Source organism: Sphingobacterium athyrii (genome assembly GCF_003071065.1).
GTDB lineage: Bacteria > Bacteroidota > Bacteroidia > Sphingobacteriales > Sphingobacteriaceae > Sphingobacterium > Sphingobacterium athyrii.
In genome coordinates, this window is the sequence record NZ_QCXX01000005.1 from 350,417 (window position 1) to 369,545 (window position 19,129).

Here is a 19,129-nt window from a genome sequence, read left to right on the forward strand (position 1 = left end):
CATTTTCTTTACCAATCATGCTTTGCAATAATAACAACGAGATAGCTTTCATAAGGTTTGGCCCCCTTACACTTAACATAACCGATTCCAATATCATACAGCGATGCGTTCCAACGATCCATCCCTAGCAGATGCGTACGGTGATGATAACCGGGTGCTTCTTTTCCAATGATTAACGCTTTTATCGCATCAGTCGCACTGGCGCGATTAGCAGCAATGGATTCAAAGTTATTGGCGCTCCTTTTTTTTAGCCAAGACTGATTTAACTCGTATCCGGCTTCTTCAATAAAATAATTGGGTCCATAGCCCTCCGGAGAAACATGATCAAAATAAGACCGTTTAGCCATATCCTTGGCCCGGTATTCCGCTACCTCGGCAAGCTGTTTATTCCAATTAAGCTTTGTTCGGGTAATCTTATGTAAATTAAAAAGCTTCAGTTCCTTTTTATATCGCTCTGGATTTGTTCGAATTTTATTCAACAGATCAAAGGCTTCTTTTGCCTGATGACGATCGACTTTGACACGTTGTGCCAATGTAAGCTGCGCGACAAATAAGGTAAACGCTAAAATGAAATATTTCATACCAATCTTTTAACCTTAAAAGACTGAATTTAGTATTTAACGTTTAATCTTTTTTTGACCTTTTAACGGCTAAAAACTGTATCAACATGGGTATTAGACTGATAAATATGATCGCTAATACAACCCAGGAAAAGTTATTCCTGAAAAAAGGAATCTGTCCAAAAAGGTAACCCGCCAGAATAAATAAGGATACCCACACTATGCCTCCTAGTATATTATATTTACCAAAAATGCTGTATGGCATCTTGCCAATACCCGCTACAAAAGGGGCAAAGGTCCGGACAATGGGGACAAAACGCGCATAAACAATGGTCTTAGTACCATATTTAGCATAGAAATCCTGCGTTTTTTGAAGATAGGATGGTTTAAAAATTTTTGAGTCAGGTTTAAAAACTCGGATTCCAAAATATTTGCCGATCTCATAATTAACAAAATCGCCAGAAATCGCCGCACAGATAAGAATAAATAAGAAAAGGGACAGTGAAAGATTGCTTTCCGGTCGCGCAATAATGGCACCTAAAGCGAATAAAACTGAATCTCCCGGAAGGAACGGTGTAACAACAAATCCTGTTTCAGCAAAGATAATCAAGAATAGAATGAAATAAGTCCATCCTGCATAGGTATTGACGATCTGCAACAAGTGTTGATCAATATGCAGGATAAAATCGACCAGTTGAGAAACGACTTCCATAGGCAATAAATTAAAAAGGGAATCCTATTGGATCCCCTTCTTTGTTTTTATTTTCTCTTTTACCAACTCAAATATAATAGGTAATACCGATAGGAAAATGATCAGCAGTACCACCTTCGAAAAGTTATCTCTAATAATTGGGATATTGCCTAAAAAATAGCCCGCTAAAGTAATACCTCCTACCCATAATATTGCTCCAACAACATTGTATGTAATGAAAGTACCATAATTCATCTTTCCGATACCACCAACAAATGGTGCTAACGTGCGTACAATAGGTACAAAACGAGCAATTACAATTGTTTTACTACCATACTTTTCATAAAAAGCGTGTGTTTTGGCAATCTGCTCATCTTTGACAACCTGTTTGCCAAAAAGCTTGAATTTGGTCAATCGCATTCCGAAATGCTTTCCGATGGAGTAGTTGAGTGAATCACCGGTTACCGCAGCAATCAATAAAATCAATATCATTAACCAGACATTCAATTCATTTGGCTGTGCGGCTAGCATTCCCGCAGCAAACAATAAGGAATCTCCGGGTAAGAAGGGCATGACAACCACTCCTGTTTCAACAAAAATGATCAGAAACAGAATAAGGTATGTCCATAACTGATAGTCATTGACAATCTCAACCAAATGTTTATCAATATGGAGAATAAAGTCAAGAAGATGTGTAATTAGTTCCAAAGCTGATCAGAAGATTAAGCGTTATTCAACATTACAGGCATAACCAGCATCAAAATATCTTCATGATCCTCTGAAGTAGCAGGAATCAACAAGCCTGCACGATTTGGCGTACTCATTTCGATAACGACCTCTTCACTTTCAAGGTTATTTAACATCTCAACCAAAAACTTGGCATTAAAACCTATTTCCATATCATCCCCTTCAAACTGACAGGACAAACGCTCATGTGCTTCGTTGGAGAAATCCAGATCTTCAGCCGAGATATTCAATTCACTACCTGATATCTTCAATCGTACCTGGTGTGTGGTTTTATTGGCGAAAATAACAACCCTTCTTAATGTATTTAAGAAAAGCAATCTATCAACCGTCAGTTTGTTCGGATTGAGCTGGGGAATCACCGCAGCATAATCAGGATAGCGCTCATCGATCAAACGGCAGATCAAATTGATATTGCCAAAACTAAAAAATGCATTGGTCTGATTATACTCAATAGATACCTTTGTATCATCCGAAGGCAATGACGATTTTAGTAAAGAAAGTGCCTTCTTAGGTAAAATAAGTGAAGCCGGTTTTTCAGCACTGATATCCGATCTGGTGTAACGTACCAGTTTATGTGCATCTGTCGAGACAAAAGTCACATTTTTCTCAGCCAATTGAACCAAAACCCCAGACATGGCTGGTCTTAATTCATCATTACTTACCGCAAAGATGGTCTTACTGATTGCTTCAGAAAGTACTGGAGCTGGCATCTGGATAATAGATCCATTGTCAATCGAAGGAATTTTAGGAAAATCATCTGCATTTTCTCCGCTCAATTTATATTTACCATCACCTGCACTGATCTCAATAGCCAATGTATTCATGTCTACCGAAAAAGCAACAGGCTGATCGGGAAGAGTTTTTAATGTTTCTATCAAGATCTTTGAAGGCATAGCTACTCTTCCTTCTTCTTTTGCCTCAATCGGTAAAGAAGTAACCATACTTGTCTGTAGATCCGTAGCAGAAATAGTCAAGTTATTGTCTTTTATTTCAAAAAGAAAGTTTTCCAGAATTGGTAAAACAGTACTTGTACTAGATGCTCCATTGATAGCTTGTAACTGCTTTAATAAAATTGATGTTGATACAATGAATCTCATTTCCTAATTACTAATTATTATGTGCAATAATACACAAATTAATCAATATTTTTCCGTTTTGTAAACGCCTTTCTTTCCACAAACACAGATTTAGAGCACTTAATTAAGCAATTGTATTTCAATTAATAAGCACGCTTTCAAAAGTATAGAAAACAAATACGCCCTGATAAATCACAATATTTATTACATTTGTATAATAGCAGTAGTGTATGCAGTTTAAAGATATCATTGGGCATAAAGACATCAAAGAACATCTTGTTCATACGGTTCATGAAAACCGTGTGAGCCATGCGCAATTATTTTTAGGCCCAGAGGGTTCAGGAAGCCTTGCACTGGCCTATGCCTATGCTCAATTTTTAAACTGTGAAAATAAACACGCTACGGATAGTTGCGGCGAATGTCCATCTTGTCGAAAATATAGCAAGTTGATTCATCCGGATTTGCATATGTCTTATCCGTTTATTGCCAAACACAAAGAAGATACAGCAGCTGATTACGCTGAAAACTGGCGAAAGTCCTTTTTGACCAATCCTTACATGGGATTGGAATACTGGCGCAATCAACTGGATGCAGACAATAAGCAGGTCAATATCAATATTGCCGAAGCACATGGTATCATCAAGAAATTGAGCCTTAAAGCATTTGAGGCTGAATATAAAGTGTTGATCATGTGGTTGCCTGAATACTTGGATACCCAAGGCAATGCCTTATTGAAATTGATTGAAGAACCGCCCGAAAAAACGTTGTTTATTCTGGTGGCTGAAAACCAGGATAAAATTTTAAACACCATTATCTCACGGACACAGCTGGTCAAAATAAAAAAACTGGACCATGCCGAAGTCGCACAATATTTGAAAACAACGCATCACCTGTCCGATCAGGAAGCCTCCGAAATAGCTTTTATAGCAGATGGCAACTTGCAGGAAGCACTTAATCAGTTGAATACACAAACCAATAATCATTTTGGTATTTTGGTAAACTGGCTGCGATTTATCGTATCGGATGCTGGCACAAATATGATCTCTTTAGTGGAAGAGGATTTATCCAAAATGAGCCGTGAAAATCAAAAGACCTTTCTTTTTTATGCCATCAACATGATGCGCCAGATTATTTTGATTAAGGAAGGCCTCTCCAGTCTTGTCTTTTTACCTGCAAAAGAATTGGATTTCGTCCAAAAATTTGCAGTACATTACACAGTAGAACAAATTGAAGCAACAATAAATCTATTTGAGGAAACGCATTATTTTGTAGAAAGAAATGCAAATCCCAAAATATTATTTTTAGATTTATCTTTGCAGTTAACATTAATATACAAATACAAAACGTTTCCGAAAGGAACTCAATATATATAAATAGAAAACTATGGGATGTGGCAGTTGCTCATCCGGCGGAGGTTGCGGTACGACCACAGCAAGTGGAACACCGGCAGGATGCCAAAATAATGGCTCTTGCATGACTAGCGGATGTAATAAATTAGATGTATATGACTGGCTTTCCGATATGGATATGCCATCAAACTATAAACCATTCAATATCGTAGAAATACGATTTAAGGGATCTCGAAAAGATTTCTTTATTAATGTAGACAACTTATACCTTGAAATGGGAGAGATGGTCGTTGTAGAGCCCTCAACGGGAGGGTATGACGTTGGCCACGTTTCTTTGACGGGTGAATTGGTCAGGCTGCAATTGAAAAAGAACAATGTTACCGCAGAATCGGTCACAAAAAAGATCTATCGGAAGCCAAATGAAGTGGATGTAGAAAAGTATAATGCCGCAAAAGATCTGGAATGGGAAACCATGCATAAGGCACGTAAGCTTGCTTTGGATCTGGGCTTATCCATGAAAATTTCTGATGTAGACTATCAGGGCGATAAAACAAAAGCGACGTTTTATTATACTGCCGAAGGCCGTGTGGATTTTCGTGAATTGATCAAGAAGATGGCCGAAGCATTCCGTATACGGATAGAAATGCGCCAGATCGGAATGCGCCAGGAGGCAAGCCGCCTTGGCGGTATCGGATCCTGTGGCCGTGAACTTTGTTGCTCTACCTGGCTAACGGATTTTAAAACCGTATCCACTTCAGCAGCGCGCTATCAGAATCTATCGTTAAATACGTTAAAGCTAGCCGGGCAATGCGGTAAATTGAAATGCTGTCTCAATTATGAATTGGACAGCTATATGGATGCGCTGAAAGACATTCCTAACAATATTGACCGTATTGAAACTCTAAAAGGTGTGGCTTATCTACAGAAAACCGATATCTTCAAAAAAATGATGTGGTTTTCTTTCCCCGGAGCAGAAAACTGGATTGCAATGCCAGTTCAACAAGTCAAAGAACTTGTCGAAATGAATAAGCAGGGTATCAAACCAGAGGCCATATCAAGCGCAATAGAGACCGAAGATATCCGGGAGGAGAAGATTGTCAACTACGATTACGAAAATGTAGTCGGCCAGGATAGCTTAACACGCCTGGATGACCGTAACAAGAGAAAGAAAAAGCGGAAAACTAAAAGCAATAGTAACGCTAAACCGGAAAATAAGAATGGTCAGAAAAGCGATAAAGCTGAGCAAAATCCACCAAAACAGGCCGTAGCTAAACAGCAGAACAATCCGGATAGTGCTGTTACGGCAACGGGTGGCAAAGAGAATAAAGAAGGGCAAAATAATAGACCTAAAAAACGCTTTAATCGGCATAGAAATAAAAACAGAGGCAATAACAACACTTCCTCAAAAACAGAATAAAACAAATATGCCTAATCTTAAAATGTTAGGCATATTCTATTTTTATAGATTTAAAATGAAACTAAAGGCTTTTCTTTTTGGAACTTTAAGTATTGGTTTATGGGCATCTTGTGACCAAACTGCCATTCTAAATGAAAATAAACCCATCGAAAATAAAACATGGCTGTATACCTCACATCCTAGTTTTCAATTCCATATTAGTGACAATACGAAGAAATACGATGTATATATGGATGTACGTCATACACCAGAATATGCTTTTTCCAATCTCTTTGTGTTGATTTACCAACAGGGTCCCAATAAGAAAACATATACCTTCCGTAAGGAAGTTAAATTGGCAAAATCCGATGGAAAGTGGACCGGAAAATCATCGGGTAGTCTTTACAATCAGCAGGCTATTCTCCATAAAGATTACATATTTCCGGACACCGGATTATATACAATATCCATTGAACAGAATATGCGAGATAATCCTTTAAAAGAAATTACAGATATTGGATTGACAGTAATACCAAAATAATGTGGCTTTTTCTACGATATCTTCTTTTTCCTTTTTCGCTGATCTATGGGTCAGTCGTATGGTTACGAAATCGGCTTTATGATTTTCAGTTGCTACCGGCTCGATCTTTCCAAATTCCTACCATCGTAATCGGTAATTTAGCTGTTGGCGGTACCGGTAAAAGCCCCATGACCGAATTTGTTGTCTCCTATCTTAGCAAGCAATACACTGTAGCTATCCTCAGCAGAGGTTATGGTCGAAAAACAAAAGGATTCCGGATGGTGCAAATAGATTCTTTGGCGACAGATGTAGGTGATGAACCTTTACAGTTCAAAAACAAGCTTCCAAATGTCACTGTAGCAGTATGCGAAGATCGTTGTACGGGCATAGAAAAACTTCAGGGGGATCATCAGCTTATTATTTTGGATGATGCTTATCAACATCGAAAATTATCGCCTTTATTTAGTATCCTCTTATTCGATTTCCGGTCCTTTTCACAACCGATGTTTGTATTTCCCGCCGGAAATTTCAGAGACTTACTTATGGAATCCAAACGGGCGCAAATCATAGTCATTACAAAATGTCCCGCCAATATTTCTAGTGAAGACAAAATACGTATAGAAAAAAAACTGCGCCGTTATAACAGAACAGCCCCGATCACATTTAGCCATATAACTTATTTTGAACCAGTGAATGCCAATGGAAAACAGATTGATATCGAAAATAAAGATGTCGTCCTGGTGACAGGGATTGCCAAACCACAACCGTTAGTAGACCATATTACCCAAAAAGCGAAATCAGTCAATCATATTTCTTTTGGGGATCACCATGCATTTGACGAGGCAGACATTGACCGCATCTTAAAAACATTCCAATCCCTACATAGTGAAAATAAAATCATATTGACCACGGAGAAGGACTATCAACGGCTGAAACCGTATAAAGCGCTATTTGATACGGTAGAACTTGTTTATCTGCCGATAGGGATTAAATTTAATGACTCAGGGCAAAGTACCCAGTTTTGTAATATTTTAAGTGATACAGTCGCTTCAAGTGTTAATCAACCTTAAATTTTGTTAAGGGCTAATATTTTAGTAAACTTTTTCGTCAAATTTATATTCAAAATAGAAGTAAACTTAAAATATAAGGCGATGAAAAAGAAAACTTTAATGGCAATAAGTGGCCTACTTTTGGCTACAACCGTAGCTTTTGCGCAGCAGCGTCAACAACGGAGTCCAGAAGAACATGCGAAGATGCGTGTAGAACATCTGGACAAACTACTTACACTTAATCAAGTGCAAAAAGATTCCATCTATAACCTTACATTAGCCAATGCCCAACAGCGTGCAGCGCTAAAAAATGATGGTGGAGACCGCAAAGCCAATATGGAAAAATTCAAACAGCTCCAAGAAGCGCAGTCGACCAAAATAAAGTCTTGGCTCACTCCTGATCAAGTCAAATTATTTGATGAGCAGCAAGAAAAAATGAAGGATAGGATGTCTAAACGTTCTTCAAACTAATTTGCATAGAAAGGTCGGTTATTTATAATCGACCTTTTTTATAGTGTTAATATATGACATAAACACAGTTATTATTTTCTGTTATTCAATTGCCCCTATTACTTAGCTATACATACCATTATAAAGCCTTCCAGCATTATTTATCTATCCAAGCAAACATTTGCTCAAGTTTACACTGAACGTCTTTCCTAGCCCTTTATTTGAACAAAACAATAGCAGGGCTATGTTATACTACGCCAAAAACACCTATTAAACTGATAATAAACACCATACACCCACATTTAGCGTTAAAAATTTGTTAAAGTAACATACTTGATACAATATAAATTGACTTTGATAGTTTTTATAGCAAGACATCATAGTTGTAACTTTTTAAATACAATAGATATGAAAAAGCTAATTTTAACAGGTATAGGGATGTGTCTGGCACTTAGCCTAACATTTGCCCAACAGGTCACACCAGAAGAAACTGCGGCAAAAGCCACTACCGAGCTGGTACAGAAGCTGAATCTGAACGATGAGCAGAAGACTGCCATATCCTCCATTCTATTGGATCAAGCAAAAGCAGAAGAAACAATTTTAAAAGACAGTACTTCCACTGCGGCTGCGAAAGGTGAAACCCTCCATAAACTTCAAACAGAAGTAGACGGCAAAGTGAGTCAATTACTGACGGAAGATCAAAAAACCATCTATCAGAAGGTAATTGCCGAACGCCCGGCAAAAGCTGTCCCTACGCCTACTGAACCTTCTAAAACAGAATCCAGTACGAATTAAACAAAAAAAACAGACGTTAATAAATTCATTGAATAATTTCATTTAAAATTAAACATCATGAAAAAGTTATTTTTAACCGGTCTAGGATTTTTCCTGGCAATGAGTCTAACCTTCGCACAGCAAGCGACTCCAGAAGAAAATGCAACCAAAGTTGTGACCGAATTGGTCACCAAGCTTACGCTGAATGACGAACAAAAAACAGCCGTATCAACAATTGTATTGGATCAAGAAAAGGCAGTAGCGGCGCTTATACAGGATTCTACCACAACTCCTGAGGTAAAAAAAGAAAGCATTACAAAACTCCAGGGTGAATCAGATAGCAAGATTGCACTATTATTGACTGATGAGCAAAAAGCAGCCTTTCAAAAATATATTGAAGAGCGGCCAGCGGTAGAAATTCCCGCAACCCCAACACCAGCAACAGAACAAAAGGAAAATAATAACGAAAACAGCAATCAACAACAATAATCATTCTACTCAATTAGAGGAATGTATTAAACCTCTGGATATGCTTAGGCATATTCAGAGGTTTTTTTATTATATCGTATTCCATGGGTACAAAAAAAGGCTGTCTAGATAGACAACCTTTTTACTTTAACTCGATATCAAGCTACATTAAGATTTCAATTTCTTCATAATGTCGCTGACATAAGTTTTAAATTTCTTGTCAGTTTCAATTAAATCCTCAACGGTTTGACAGGCATAGATGACTGTTGAATGATCTCTTCCTCCGAAGAATGCACCGATTGATTTAAGTGAAGATTTTGTGTGGGCTTTTGCTAAGTACATCGAAATTTGCCTGGCCTGCACGATTTCACGTTTTCTGACCTTTGACTTTACCATATCCACAGGAACTTCAAAGTATTCACAAACTAATTTCTGAATAAAATCCATTGAAATTTCCTTATGTGTATTTTTCACAAAATTCTTCAACATCGATTTTGCCAGTCCCAAATCAATTTCCTTTTTGTTCAATGTTGATTGAGCCAATAGCGAAACCATTGCCCCTTCCAATTCACGAACACTGTTATCGATCTGTGTGGCTACATACTCCACGACATTTTCAGGTAACTCAATGCCGTCAGAATACATTTTTTTCTTCAAAATCGCCATTCTTGTTTCAAGATCCGGAATTTGAATATCTGCAGATAATCCCCATTTAAAACGACTGAGCAAACGTTCCTCTAAACCAGCTAAATCTTTAGGTGCCTTATCGGAAGTTAAAATGATTTGCTTTCCAGATTGATGCAAATGATTGAATATATGGAAGAAGATATCCTGTGTTTTCTCTTTACCGGCAAAATTGTGCACATCATCCATGATGATTACATCCATTGCCTGATAAAAATTTACGAAATCATTGATGGTGTTATTTTTCAATGAATCCACAAACTGCTGACAGAATTTCTCACAGGACACATAAATGACCAACTTATCGGGAAGATTTCTTTTGATTTCATTACCGATAGCCTGGGCAAGGTGTGTCTTTCCCAAACCTACATCACCATAGATCATTAAAGGGTTGAATGAAGTACCTCCTGGTTTGTTTGCTACGGCATAACCTGCAGAACGAGCAAGACGGTTACATTCACCTTCAATAAAATTCTCAAATGTGTAGTTTTGATTCAATTGCGGGTCAACCTGCAATTTCTTTAATCCAGGAATAACAAATGGATTTTTGATATCTCTATTCAAAGATACCGGCACAGGAATGGATTGTCTCTTACCCTCTGCCCCATTGCCATTCGATGGAAGATTAGTCGTATAGGGATGAGAAGCCGATGACTTCTCAACTACAATATTGTATTCCAATCTACCTTGCTCTCCCAGAAACTTCTTTACGGTCTTGCGAAGAATACCTACATAGTGTTCTTCCAACCACTCGTAAAAAAATAAGCTAGGAACTTGAATAGTCAAAACGTCACCCTCCAAACGGACTGCTTTCACAGGTTCAAACCAGGTCTTGAAACTTTGCGCTGGTATATTATCTTTGATAATCGAAAGACAATTATTCCAGACACTTGAATACGTTTTTTCCATTCTAAAATTGTTAATAAGTTGATTTACAATACGCGACAAAAAATATGTTGATAACTTTCTCTGAGAACGAAGATGACAAAAAAAAATCAGCTAAAAAACTAAAATATAAAATAATTAATAAAAACCTATATATCAGTTATTTACCTTGTAAAATTGTGGAAAACTTGCGCTAAAATTGATCTCTAAAAATAATTATTAACATTCCAAATTTATTTCAAAAAAAAGAACAAAAAAAGTAGTAAACATACTACAGATCAGTCTTAAAGGTCTAGAACTAAATTAACCAAAATAAAAGCGAAATACAACCTTTAGTTCATATATTTTTAATATTAAATTTATAAGAATTTAAAGTCTACTTAACAACATTACTCCATATCTTTCTAACCAATTCTGGAGCCATTGGAAAATAAAAAAATCTCATATCAACAAGCGATCGGAAAATCATTTTGTAACATAGCCGACAGGAAAATTTTAAAAAAGGACTTGGTTTTATATCATAAAAAAAGGAAACCCGTTTAAAGAATTTCCTTTTTTTATGATATAATATAAGTAGTCCTATCTATCCAACCATCGTATGGGTAAATTTTCCATCACACATTTTCTTTCCCTCCTTCACAATTGCAGCTGCATCGTAATGAGAATTTCGCCATTGGGCGCTCTGCTCGGCATGCTCTACAATTCGGTCAGGAATACCTAATCGTACAATCTGACTGTTGTAGCCATGGTCTGCCATAAATTCCAATACAGCAGAACCTATACCACCTTGTAGACAGCCATCTTCAACTGTGATTATCTTTTTAAATTTTTTAAAGACCTGATGCAATAGGGCTTCATCCAAAGGCTTGGCAAATCGCAGATCATAATGTGCAGGATGTATTCCCAATTCATTCAATTGCTGTACGGCTTTGACGGCTTCATTACCGATAGCGCCGAAGCTTAGAATAGCAAGTTCTTCACCTTCGGTAATCAAACGCCCCTTCCCGATTTCTATTTCCGTAAATGGACGGCGCCAATCGGGCATTACGCCATTTCCTCTTGGATAACGAATGACGAAAGGCCCTTTATTAGGCAATTGGGCGGTATACATTAAGTTTCTGAGCTCTTCCTCGTTCATCGGAGCAGAAACGGTCATATTGGGGACACAACGCATAAATGCGATATCATAAGCTCCGTGATGTGTGGCTCCGTCCGCTCCAACTACCCCCGCACGATCCAGACAAAAAACAACATTCAAATTTTGTAGCGCGACGTCATGGATAACCTGATCATAGGCACGTTGCATAAACGACGAGTAAATATTACAAAAAGGTAATAGCCCCTGTGTCGCCAGACCGGCACTAAATGTGACGGCATGTTGCTCCGCAATACCGACATCAAAGGCCCGGTCAGGCATTGCGTTCATCATGATATTCATTGAAGAGCCTGAAGGCATAGCCGGTGTGATACCAACAATTTTTTTGTTAGCTTCAGCAAGCTCAACCATCGTATGTCCAAAGACATCCTGGTATTTTGGTGCTACCGGTTTTTCACTGGAAGATTTTTTTATCTCTCCGGTAATTTTATCAAATAAGCCCGGCGCATGCCATTTCGTCTGATCCTTTTCGGCAAGCGCGAATCCTTTTCCTTTAATTGTTACAACATGCAGCAATTTTGGACCGGGTATATGTTTAAGATCTTCAAGCGTCTTGGCTAATTTCTTTACGTCATGTCCGTCCACCGGACCAAAATATCTAAAGTTCAATGACTCAAAAAGATTAGCATTCTTTAATAAAGTCCCTTTGATACTTTTCTCCAGTTTTTTAGCAATACCGAGTGCATTTGGTCCTACTTCAGAAATTTTTGTCAGCACCGCAGCGATATCATCCCTGAATCTATTGTATCGTTTTGATGTCGTAATGCTTGTCAAATATTCTTTCAGCGCGCCGACATTAGGATCTATCGACATACAATTGTCATTCAAAATCACCAATAGGTTAGATTTGGAGATACCAGCATGGTTCAATGCTTCAAAAGACATTCCACCGGTCAAAGCACCGTCTCCAATAACCGCAATATGCTGACGATCTTTTTCTCCCTTTATTTGGGAAGCAACAGCCATACCCAAAGCTGCTGAAATTGAGGTAGAAGAATGGCCTACCCCAAATGCGTCATATTCCGATTCAAAACGGTTCGGAAAACCCGAAATTCCATTTTCAATACGATTCGTATGAAATACCTCGCGACGTCCAGTCAGAATTTTATGACCATAAGCCTGATGGCCTACATCCCATATCAATTGATCATAGGGTGTATTCATTACGTAATGTAACGCCACCGTTAACTCAACGACTCCCAAACTTGCTGCAAAGTGACCACCATTCACCGAAACCTGATCAATAATAAATTGACGTAATTCCTGGCTTAGTTGTTCTAATTGGTCTTCCTTTAGCTTTTTAAGATCAGAGGGATCGTTTATTTTACTTAATAGTTCTCCAGCCTCAAATTGCATAGTACTGCTATTTACATTAAATGTTTACACAAAGTAACGACAATTTTATTTAATCTTTAAAATAAATCGCATTTCCATATTGAGCTACAACAAATAAAAACAGCAATAGTTTTCATATGAACAATTGCAACAGATTTTATTATGTAAATTTGTATAAGATATGCAAGTAGAAGAAGGTTACGAAATCAAGCTTCCTCAATTTGAGGGACCTTTTGATTTATTACTATTTTTTATCGAGCGGGACGAACTGAACATTCATGATATCCCTATTTCGAAAATTACCGATGATTTTTTGTCTTACGTAAGTCAGATGCAGGCACTCAATATGGAGATGGCCAGCGAATTTATTTTTGTAGCCTCTACATTGATGCGTATAAAAGCAAAGATGCTACTGCCGAGACCGGATCTGGATGAAAATGAAAACGAAATAGATCTGAGAGAAGACCTCGTTCAGAAACTTATTCTCTATAAGCAGTTCAAAGAGGTCTGCGAAGGCCTCCGGGTGATGGAAGAAAACCGTCTGCAGTTGTATAGCAGAGGCAATATCCATTATGATATACGCCAACAACTTCAATTGGATGCTACAGGTGAAAACCTGGATAGCTTTGATCTATACGGCCTGATGATGATCTATGAACAAATGATGTATCAATTTCGCAATAGGCCACCCGAGGTAACACATACTGTTGTGAAGTATCCCTATACGATTGAACAACAGAAAAAAGCGATAGCTGAACTTATTGAAATTAATAAGAAATTAGATTTTCAGGAACTATTGAAAAACTCCGAAAATAAGGTTCAATTTGTCTATAATTTCCTGGCAATTTTAGAAATGCTCCAACAGCGTCTTCTACAGATTGAAGTAGGATTAGGCTACAATAATTTTAATGTCGAAGAGCGGGATCCGAAACAGGAGGATCTGGTACTCGAAGAAGAATTAGAACAATAAAAAAGGTTGTCCGCCAAGCTGGACAACCTTTTTTATTATCGTCTGAATATTTCAATATCTAACTTCTTCCATATTCATTCATTGAAAACTTGCTGTTCTCTTTAGCTATCTTAATTTAATCCTTCTTTTTGAAAGCATTCCAGCCCTGCGCCGTAATTGGATAAAGATTTCCGGATTTAGAAATCATTTCACAGCCTTCTGATGCAGCCGTCATGTAGCCTATAATACTGATATCAGGCAAATTCTTGATCTTATCGTGATCTGCCTGTGCTATTGTAAACAACAGTTCATAATCCTCACCCCCATTTAATGCTGCTACCGTCGGGTCAATACCGAATTCACGTCCGGTATCGTAGGTCATCTGGTCCAATGGAATTTTTTCTTCATACAATCTACAACCTTTATAAGATTGTCGACAGATGTGAAGTATTTCGGAAGCCAAGCCGTCAGAAATATCCATCATTGATGTAGGTAGGATATCTAATTTTGCAAATAACTCCACAATATCCTTTCGTGCTTCCGGTTTTAACTGACGTTCAACAATATAGTCTTTACCTTCCAGATCCGGCTGCACATTGGGGTTTTCCAAATAAATGTCTTTTTCTCTTTCCAATAGTTGCAGTCCCATATATGCTGCCCCCAAATCGCCGGATACACACAATAAGTCGCCTTCCTTAGCGCCGTTGCGATAGACAATCTTATCCGCGTCGGCATAACCTATACTCGTAACGGATAGAACAAGACCTTGTGCCGAAGCCGAAGTGTCCCCCCCAACCAAATCGACGTTATACTTCTTACAGGCGATCAAAGCTCCCTGATAGATCTCTTCTACGGCTTCCAGTGGAAATTTGGAAGATAACCCGATAGAAAACGTAATCTGGGAAGCTATTCCGTTCATCGCATAGATATCGCTCAAATTGACCTGTACGGCCTTATATCCCAAATGCTTTAAAGGGACATACCGCAGATCAAAATGAATACCTTCCAAAAGCAAATCGGTAGAAATCAAGGTTTTCTTTCCTTCAAAATCCAATACCGCTGCGTCATCACCAATTCCCTTAACGGTAGATTTTTCGGTCAGCTCAACTGCTTTACTGATATAGTCAATTAAACCGAACTCCCCCATTTCCTCCAAATTGGTGCGTTCAGTATTATCAAAATCAAACATGTTAAAAAATTTAAAATTTTAAACTATCATATATTGCTCAAACAGGTATCTCATACCGCTATGGTTTAGCTCCGTTAATAGCACTATAAAAATAATAATCGATATGAAAACCAACCTGTTATCATATCGATTATCATCAAAAATTATACAATTTATTACAATCCCAAACTTGCTGATATCTCCAACATACGCTCAATAGGCCGTTGTGCGCGGAGTATGACGTCTTCAGGAAGTAAAATTTCAGGCGATTCATATTTCAAACAATTATAAAGCTTCTCAAGCGTATTAAGCTTCATGTGAGGGCAATCATTACATGCACAGGCATTGTTTGGTGGTGCAGGAATAAAAGTCTTCCCTGGGCTTGCTTTCTGCATCTGATAAAGAATTCCAGATTCTGTGGCTACAATATAAACCTGCGCATTATCTGTTTGCGTAAACTTAAGCATCCCCGATGTGGAACCCACATAATCCGCTTTAGCCAAAATATGGTCTTCACATTCAGGATGGGCAATAAACTTAGCTTCAGGATATTCACTCTTCAGGCGATCAATTTTATCTTGAGAAAAAATTTCATGGACCATACAAGCACCGTTCCATAACACGAGATCACGGCCCGTTTTTTTCTTTACATAAGCTCCAAGATTACGATCGGGTCCAAAAATGATCTTCTGATCTTTCGGGAGACTCTCCACAATTTGGACTGCATTACTCGACGTACATACAATATCCGAAAGTGCCTTTAATTCGGCAGTACAATTGACATAGGTAATGACCAAATGGTCTGGATACTGTTCCTTAAATTTAGCAAACAAGTGTGGTGGACATGAATCCGACAACGAACAACCAGCTTTAGCATCCGGCAAGATCACCTTCTTTGTGGGCGAAAGTATCTTCGCTGTCTCCGCCATAAAATGTACTCCGGCAAAAACAATTAAATCGGCATCTGTCTTTGCAGCTTCCTGGGACAAGCCTAAACTATCTCCAATATAGTCTGCAATATCTTGAATTTCAGATTCCTGGTAGTAATGTGCCAAAATTACAGCATTCTTTTCTTTCTTCAATCGTTGGATTTCAGCTACCAAATCCAATGAGGGGTCAATCGGAGCATCGTTATATCCTTTTGCCTGAAGCTCATAATTTACAATTTCCATGCGGGTACTTTCAACAGTTTATGAACAGCAAAAATACGCATTGTTACATATATAAAAGTCAATAAAAAGCAAATTAATCAAATATGTAGCTGAGCAATAGTGGGAAGATATTGTAAATTTTAAATTAAATTATTATCATTAAAATAAATATACAAAGATATCACCCAATTTAAACCCTTTTAGAGTCGGATATTCAGAAAACTGCCGGGCAATATACCCTATATAAAAAGCTCAGCGGGCTTGCAGCAAAATCTTTCCCACGTAGAAAATGACTTTCTCTCCATTTTCCGCCTATTGAACGTTCTTAGGCATGATACAAAACAAGCAAAAATATAGCACAAACGGAAGCTTTATTTATTAACATTTCACATGCTGTTATCGTTTTGTGCCCGCCAGAATTTAAAATTTGCCACGAGAAAAAAAAAGAAAAAATATATGAAAAGCTCAAAGGCTTTAATAGGAAAGGTGCAGTCCCTGTTTCAAACGGGTAAAAGCACATATTACCATAGCATATCTAACGACAACGAATGAGCCGCAACAGCATTATGGCTGCTTACACTATAAACTCGTTCAGAATTGAATATTTACATACAATATCCTAATGGGATGCTTTTAAGAAAACCTAAAAGGCTTTATTTCGATAAAATTTACAATTTGAGTCCATAAAATTGGAAGGAAATACATTAGGTCTAATTTTTCAATTATCAGATCTCAATTAAAGTCCATGAGAATCGGATATTTTTAATAAATTATAGTATCATATCGTACAATTGATTGTGAGAGGCCTCAAATTGAAAAACAGTACGACACATACTTTAACATATTAAAAGCGAAATTATTCGCGATAGCCAGGCAAAGACAGCTATCTGGGCTAGGATAGTTTCGAGCAGCTTTGAATAGCCAAGATTAGTTTAACAGATTATTCGGTGCTTTCGTGCTTCAAAGTCGTTTAGGATACGATTATTCTGTAAAAATTGAAAATAAAAAATTATAGCGCAAACTGGCGGGGTTTATTTTATCTATGAAATCATAATAAGCAAAGTTAACGCCCATAGAATGCGATATTTGCGCTGTTATTGGCTGAATAAAATTTTATGAAAATCTAAACCAGCTTGTATGAAGAGCTTTAAACACATTATTTTTCGGTTCAATAGATTTTGAATGAATACGTTGAAAAAAATCTCAACTAGCCAATGCTAGTGATATCCTACATGAATAGAGAATAGTACACCTTATATTTTATTTTATTAATTTATAAAATAATAAAATTACAATAAGGTTATAAAAATTATTAATATCTATTTTCAATAGTAAAAATAGGGCTTTACAATCCATTAAATCCAATAAAGCATTTAAAATAAAAATCTATCGCAATCAGGAGGACTTTATTTTTAAATTAAGCCCCTTGACATTCGTCTAAAAAATTTATTATAGCTGATAATGGTAATTATCAAAATCTAAAAGACTAAATTATATTTTTTTTATGCTCCCAATCGATACTGGGGTCGCAAATATAGTAAGAATCTTCATTCCACAATAATTTTTTAAAAATAATCTCCACGAATTTGATCCATTTGGCATTTGCTAATGGAGGCGATTCAAAGATTTATTGCAAAATCTTTTATCAAGCCGCTTAAAATCCAATAATCAATCAAAACGGCATTTACAAAAAAAATATTCAATTCTAATTGAGTTTAATTGTATTAAAATTGATAACAAACCCTCCAGAAATCGCATAATTGCCGAAAATCCTACAAAATTTCAAATATTGCAAAGAAATCGACTATAAACTGATCTCCGAACAGATTTGCCAGATTTTATGCCCATAAATACACATTTTGAAATCTCCAGTGACAAAAATTAATTCCAATTGATCCAAAGTCACTTAAAATGCTATAAAATCATAAAAATTTATAAAAAAATCTAATATGCAAATCTAAATCGCTTTAGAGAAACGAAAACAGTATATCGATAAAATTCAAATTTAAATATTCCATAAAAATTCATCGAAAACGCTCCCTACACGGCATATTTTCAATTTTTTTTAAAAAAAAATCAAATATCCAAATCTAAACGGCTCAAAATGCATATTTTTTTTAATCTCGAAAATTTCAAAGCCTTTCAGACTTTGATAAAATTAAAATAAAGCTACCAAAGTCTAAATAATTTAGTCTAAACGGTTCAAAAACCAATTTCTAGGCTTAAAGACATAAAAATACCGATACAAACCCTTTTATAATTCCATAAAAAGTTGTTTAAAAAGTTTTAAAAAAAATATTCCATTCTAAAAAGGTCTAAAATACTTCAAGAATCCAGTTATCGAAAATAAAGCCGTTTAGAATTGAATATTTCAAAAGGGGAGTTTATCCCTTTCCAAATATCGTAACCTAAATGGGTTTGATTCGATATTGACAAAGCTAAACAAAGATTCTCGAACGTATTCCACAATCTTTTTTTTCAATAAATACTAATATTTTAAATTAAAGATTCTCTTATTGTTTATTAGGGTGTGGAAAAGTGGTATAAATTGATCTGAATCGATTTTGATTTACGGTTTTTATAGAGTTTTCAACAATTTTTCAACAGAATTTTCGCTTTAAAGAGCTGATTTTTAAAAATCTAATTTTTGCCGTTTTTTATTTTCCATAATTTTTTGTTGAATAGTCGCTGTCGAGAAAATGTGGAAATCTATCAAATTTT

At 36.7% G+C, this 19,129-nt stretch carries 16 protein-coding genes; 8 read left to right on the forward strand and 8 right to left on the reverse strand.

Annotated features, from left to right (window positions below; all coding sequences use genetic code 11):
• Window positions 1-8 precede the first annotated feature (8 nt).
• From DCO56_RS19410 to dnaN, 4 genes are read right to left on the reverse strand one after another with little or no spacing between them, the layout of a single operon-like run.
• A complete protein-coding gene (locus DCO56_RS19410; protein WP_108635406.1) occupies window positions 9-581 on the reverse strand; it encodes a CAP domain-containing protein in 573 nt (190 codons plus the stop codon).
• A gap of 43 nt (window positions 582-624) precedes the next feature.
• Window positions 625-1,272 (reverse strand): DedA family protein, encoded by a 648-nt coding sequence (locus DCO56_RS19415; protein WP_108635407.1) that lies wholly within the window; start codon window positions 1,270-1,272, stop codon window positions 625-627.
• A gap of 24 nt (window positions 1,273-1,296) precedes the next feature.
• Window positions 1,297-1,959: a DedA family protein gene (locus DCO56_RS19420; protein ID WP_108635408.1), complete on the reverse strand. Its 663-nt coding sequence runs from the start codon at window positions 1,957-1,959 to the stop codon at window positions 1,297-1,299.
• Between the two features lie 14 nt (window positions 1,960-1,973).
• On the reverse strand, window positions 1,974-3,095 hold the full coding sequence (gene dnaN / locus DCO56_RS19425) for a DNA polymerase III subunit beta (protein ID WP_108635409.1): 1,122 nt from the start codon (window positions 3,093-3,095) through the stop codon (window positions 1,974-1,976).
• Window positions 3,096-3,304: 209 nt separating this feature from the next.
• On the opposite strand from dnaN, the gene DCO56_RS19430 reads away from it, so the two are divergent.
• The 7 genes from DCO56_RS19430 to DCO56_RS19460 all read left to right on the forward strand — a co-directional run bounded on the left by DCO56_RS19430 (window position 3,305) and on the right by DCO56_RS19460 (window position 9,101).
• Window positions 3,305-4,447, forward strand: coding sequence for a DNA polymerase III subunit (locus tag DCO56_RS19430; protein WP_108635410.1), 1,143 nt, complete (start codon window positions 3,305-3,307; stop codon window positions 4,445-4,447).
• 10 nt (window positions 4,448-4,457) lie between these two features.
• Window positions 4,458-5,840, forward strand: a complete 1,383-nt coding sequence (locus tag DCO56_RS19435; protein WP_181390621.1) for a PSP1 domain-containing protein — start codon at window positions 4,458-4,460, stop codon at window positions 5,838-5,840.
• A gap of 55 nt (window positions 5,841-5,895) precedes the next feature.
• Entirely contained in the window at window positions 5,896-6,360 is a 465-nt protein-coding gene (locus DCO56_RS19440) for a gliding motility lipoprotein GldH (RefSeq protein ID WP_165305123.1), read from the forward strand.
• On the forward strand, window positions 6,360-7,409 hold the full coding sequence (gene lpxK / locus DCO56_RS19445) for a tetraacyldisaccharide 4'-kinase (RefSeq protein ID WP_108635413.1): 1,050 nt from the start codon (window positions 6,360-6,362) through the stop codon (window positions 7,407-7,409). Before DCO56_RS19440 ends, lpxK begins: the two co-directional genes overlap by 1 nt.
• A gap of 81 nt (window positions 7,410-7,490) precedes the next feature.
• Window positions 7,491-7,859 (forward strand): hypothetical protein, encoded by a 369-nt coding sequence (locus DCO56_RS19450; RefSeq protein WP_108635414.1) that lies wholly within the window; start codon window positions 7,491-7,493, stop codon window positions 7,857-7,859.
• Between the two features lie 387 nt (window positions 7,860-8,246).
• Window positions 8,247-8,633: a hypothetical protein gene (locus tag DCO56_RS19455; RefSeq protein WP_108635415.1), complete on the forward strand. Its 387-nt coding sequence runs from the start codon at window positions 8,247-8,249 to the stop codon at window positions 8,631-8,633.
• 57 nt (window positions 8,634-8,690) lie between these two features.
• Window positions 8,691-9,101: a hypothetical protein gene (locus DCO56_RS19460; protein WP_108635416.1), complete on the forward strand. Its 411-nt coding sequence runs from the start codon at window positions 8,691-8,693 to the stop codon at window positions 9,099-9,101.
• 147 nt (window positions 9,102-9,248) lie between these two features.
• Here DCO56_RS19460 and dnaA read toward each other — a convergent pair whose 3' ends face one another.
• Together dnaA and dxs are read right to left on the reverse strand one after the other, a co-directional pair.
• Window positions 9,249-10,673 (reverse strand): chromosomal replication initiator protein DnaA, encoded by a 1,425-nt coding sequence (gene dnaA, locus DCO56_RS19465; protein WP_104384755.1) that lies wholly within the window; start codon window positions 10,671-10,673, stop codon window positions 9,249-9,251.
• A 559-nt stretch (window positions 10,674-11,232) separates the two neighbouring features.
• Window positions 11,233-13,161, reverse strand: coding sequence for a 1-deoxy-D-xylulose-5-phosphate synthase (dxs, locus tag DCO56_RS19470; protein WP_108635417.1), 1,929 nt, complete (start codon window positions 13,159-13,161; stop codon window positions 11,233-11,235).
• A 160-nt stretch (window positions 13,162-13,321) separates the two neighbouring features.
• Between dxs and DCO56_RS19475 the strand changes: the two genes are divergently transcribed.
• Entirely contained in the window at window positions 13,322-14,110 is a 789-nt protein-coding gene (locus tag DCO56_RS19475) for a segregation and condensation protein A (RefSeq protein ID WP_108635418.1), read from the forward strand.
• Between the two features lie 115 nt (window positions 14,111-14,225).
• Here DCO56_RS19475 and thiL read toward each other — a convergent pair whose 3' ends face one another.
• Together thiL and nadA are read right to left on the reverse strand one after the other, a co-directional pair.
• Window positions 14,226-15,278, reverse strand: coding sequence for a thiamine-phosphate kinase (gene thiL, locus DCO56_RS19480; RefSeq protein WP_108635419.1), 1,053 nt, complete (start codon window positions 15,276-15,278; stop codon window positions 14,226-14,228).
• A gap of 155 nt (window positions 15,279-15,433) precedes the next feature.
• Entirely contained in the window at window positions 15,434-16,429 is a 996-nt protein-coding gene (gene nadA / locus DCO56_RS19485; RefSeq protein WP_108635420.1) for a quinolinate synthase NadA, read from the reverse strand.
• Window positions 16,430-19,129 lie beyond the last annotated feature (2,700 nt).

What these genes read in the sequence shown, in the direction of transcription:
- DCO56_RS19410 (WP_108635406.1), bottom strand. Translation starts at nt 581, where the DNA reads ATGAAATATTTCATTTTAGCGTTTACCTTATTTGTCGCGCAGCTTACA.
- DCO56_RS19415 (WP_108635407.1), bottom strand. Translation starts at nt 1,272, where the DNA reads ATGGAAGTCGTTTCTCAACTGGTCGATTTTATCCTGCATATTGATCAA.
- dnaN (WP_108635409.1), bottom strand. Translation starts at nt 3,095, where the DNA reads ATGAGATTCATTGTATCAACATCAATTTTATTAAAGCAGTTACAAGCT.
- DCO56_RS19430 (WP_108635410.1), top strand. Translation starts at nt 3,305, where the DNA reads ATGCAGTTTAAAGATATCATTGGGCATAAAGACATCAAAGAACATCTT.
- DCO56_RS19435 (WP_181390621.1), top strand. Translation starts at nt 4,458, where the DNA reads ATGGGATGTGGCAGTTGCTCATCCGGCGGAGGTTGCGGTACGACCACA.
- DCO56_RS19440 (WP_165305123.1), top strand. Translation starts at nt 5,896, where the DNA reads ATGAAACTAAAGGCTTTTCTTTTTGGAACTTTAAGTATTGGTTTATGG.
- lpxK (WP_108635413.1), top strand. Translation starts at nt 6,360, where the DNA reads ATGTGGCTTTTTCTACGATATCTTCTTTTTCCTTTTTCGCTGATCTAT.
- DCO56_RS19450 (WP_108635414.1), top strand. Translation starts at nt 7,491, where the DNA reads ATGAAAAAGAAAACTTTAATGGCAATAAGTGGCCTACTTTTGGCTACA.
- DCO56_RS19455 (WP_108635415.1), top strand. Translation starts at nt 8,247, where the DNA reads ATGAAAAAGCTAATTTTAACAGGTATAGGGATGTGTCTGGCACTTAGC.
- DCO56_RS19460 (WP_108635416.1), top strand. Translation starts at nt 8,691, where the DNA reads ATGAAAAAGTTATTTTTAACCGGTCTAGGATTTTTCCTGGCAATGAGT.
- dnaA (WP_104384755.1), bottom strand. Translation starts at nt 10,673, where the DNA reads ATGGAAAAAACGTATTCAAGTGTCTGGAATAATTGTCTTTCGATTATC.
- dxs (WP_108635417.1), bottom strand. Translation starts at nt 13,161, where the DNA reads ATGCAATTTGAGGCTGGAGAACTATTAAGTAAAATAAACGATCCCTCT.
- DCO56_RS19475 (WP_108635418.1), top strand. Translation starts at nt 13,322, where the DNA reads ATGCAAGTAGAAGAAGGTTACGAAATCAAGCTTCCTCAATTTGAGGGA.
- thiL (WP_108635419.1), bottom strand. Translation starts at nt 15,278, where the DNA reads ATGTTTGATTTTGATAATACTGAACGCACCAATTTGGAGGAAATGGGG.
- nadA (WP_108635420.1), bottom strand. Translation starts at nt 16,429, where the DNA reads ATGGAAATTGTAAATTATGAGCTTCAGGCAAAAGGATATAACGATGCT.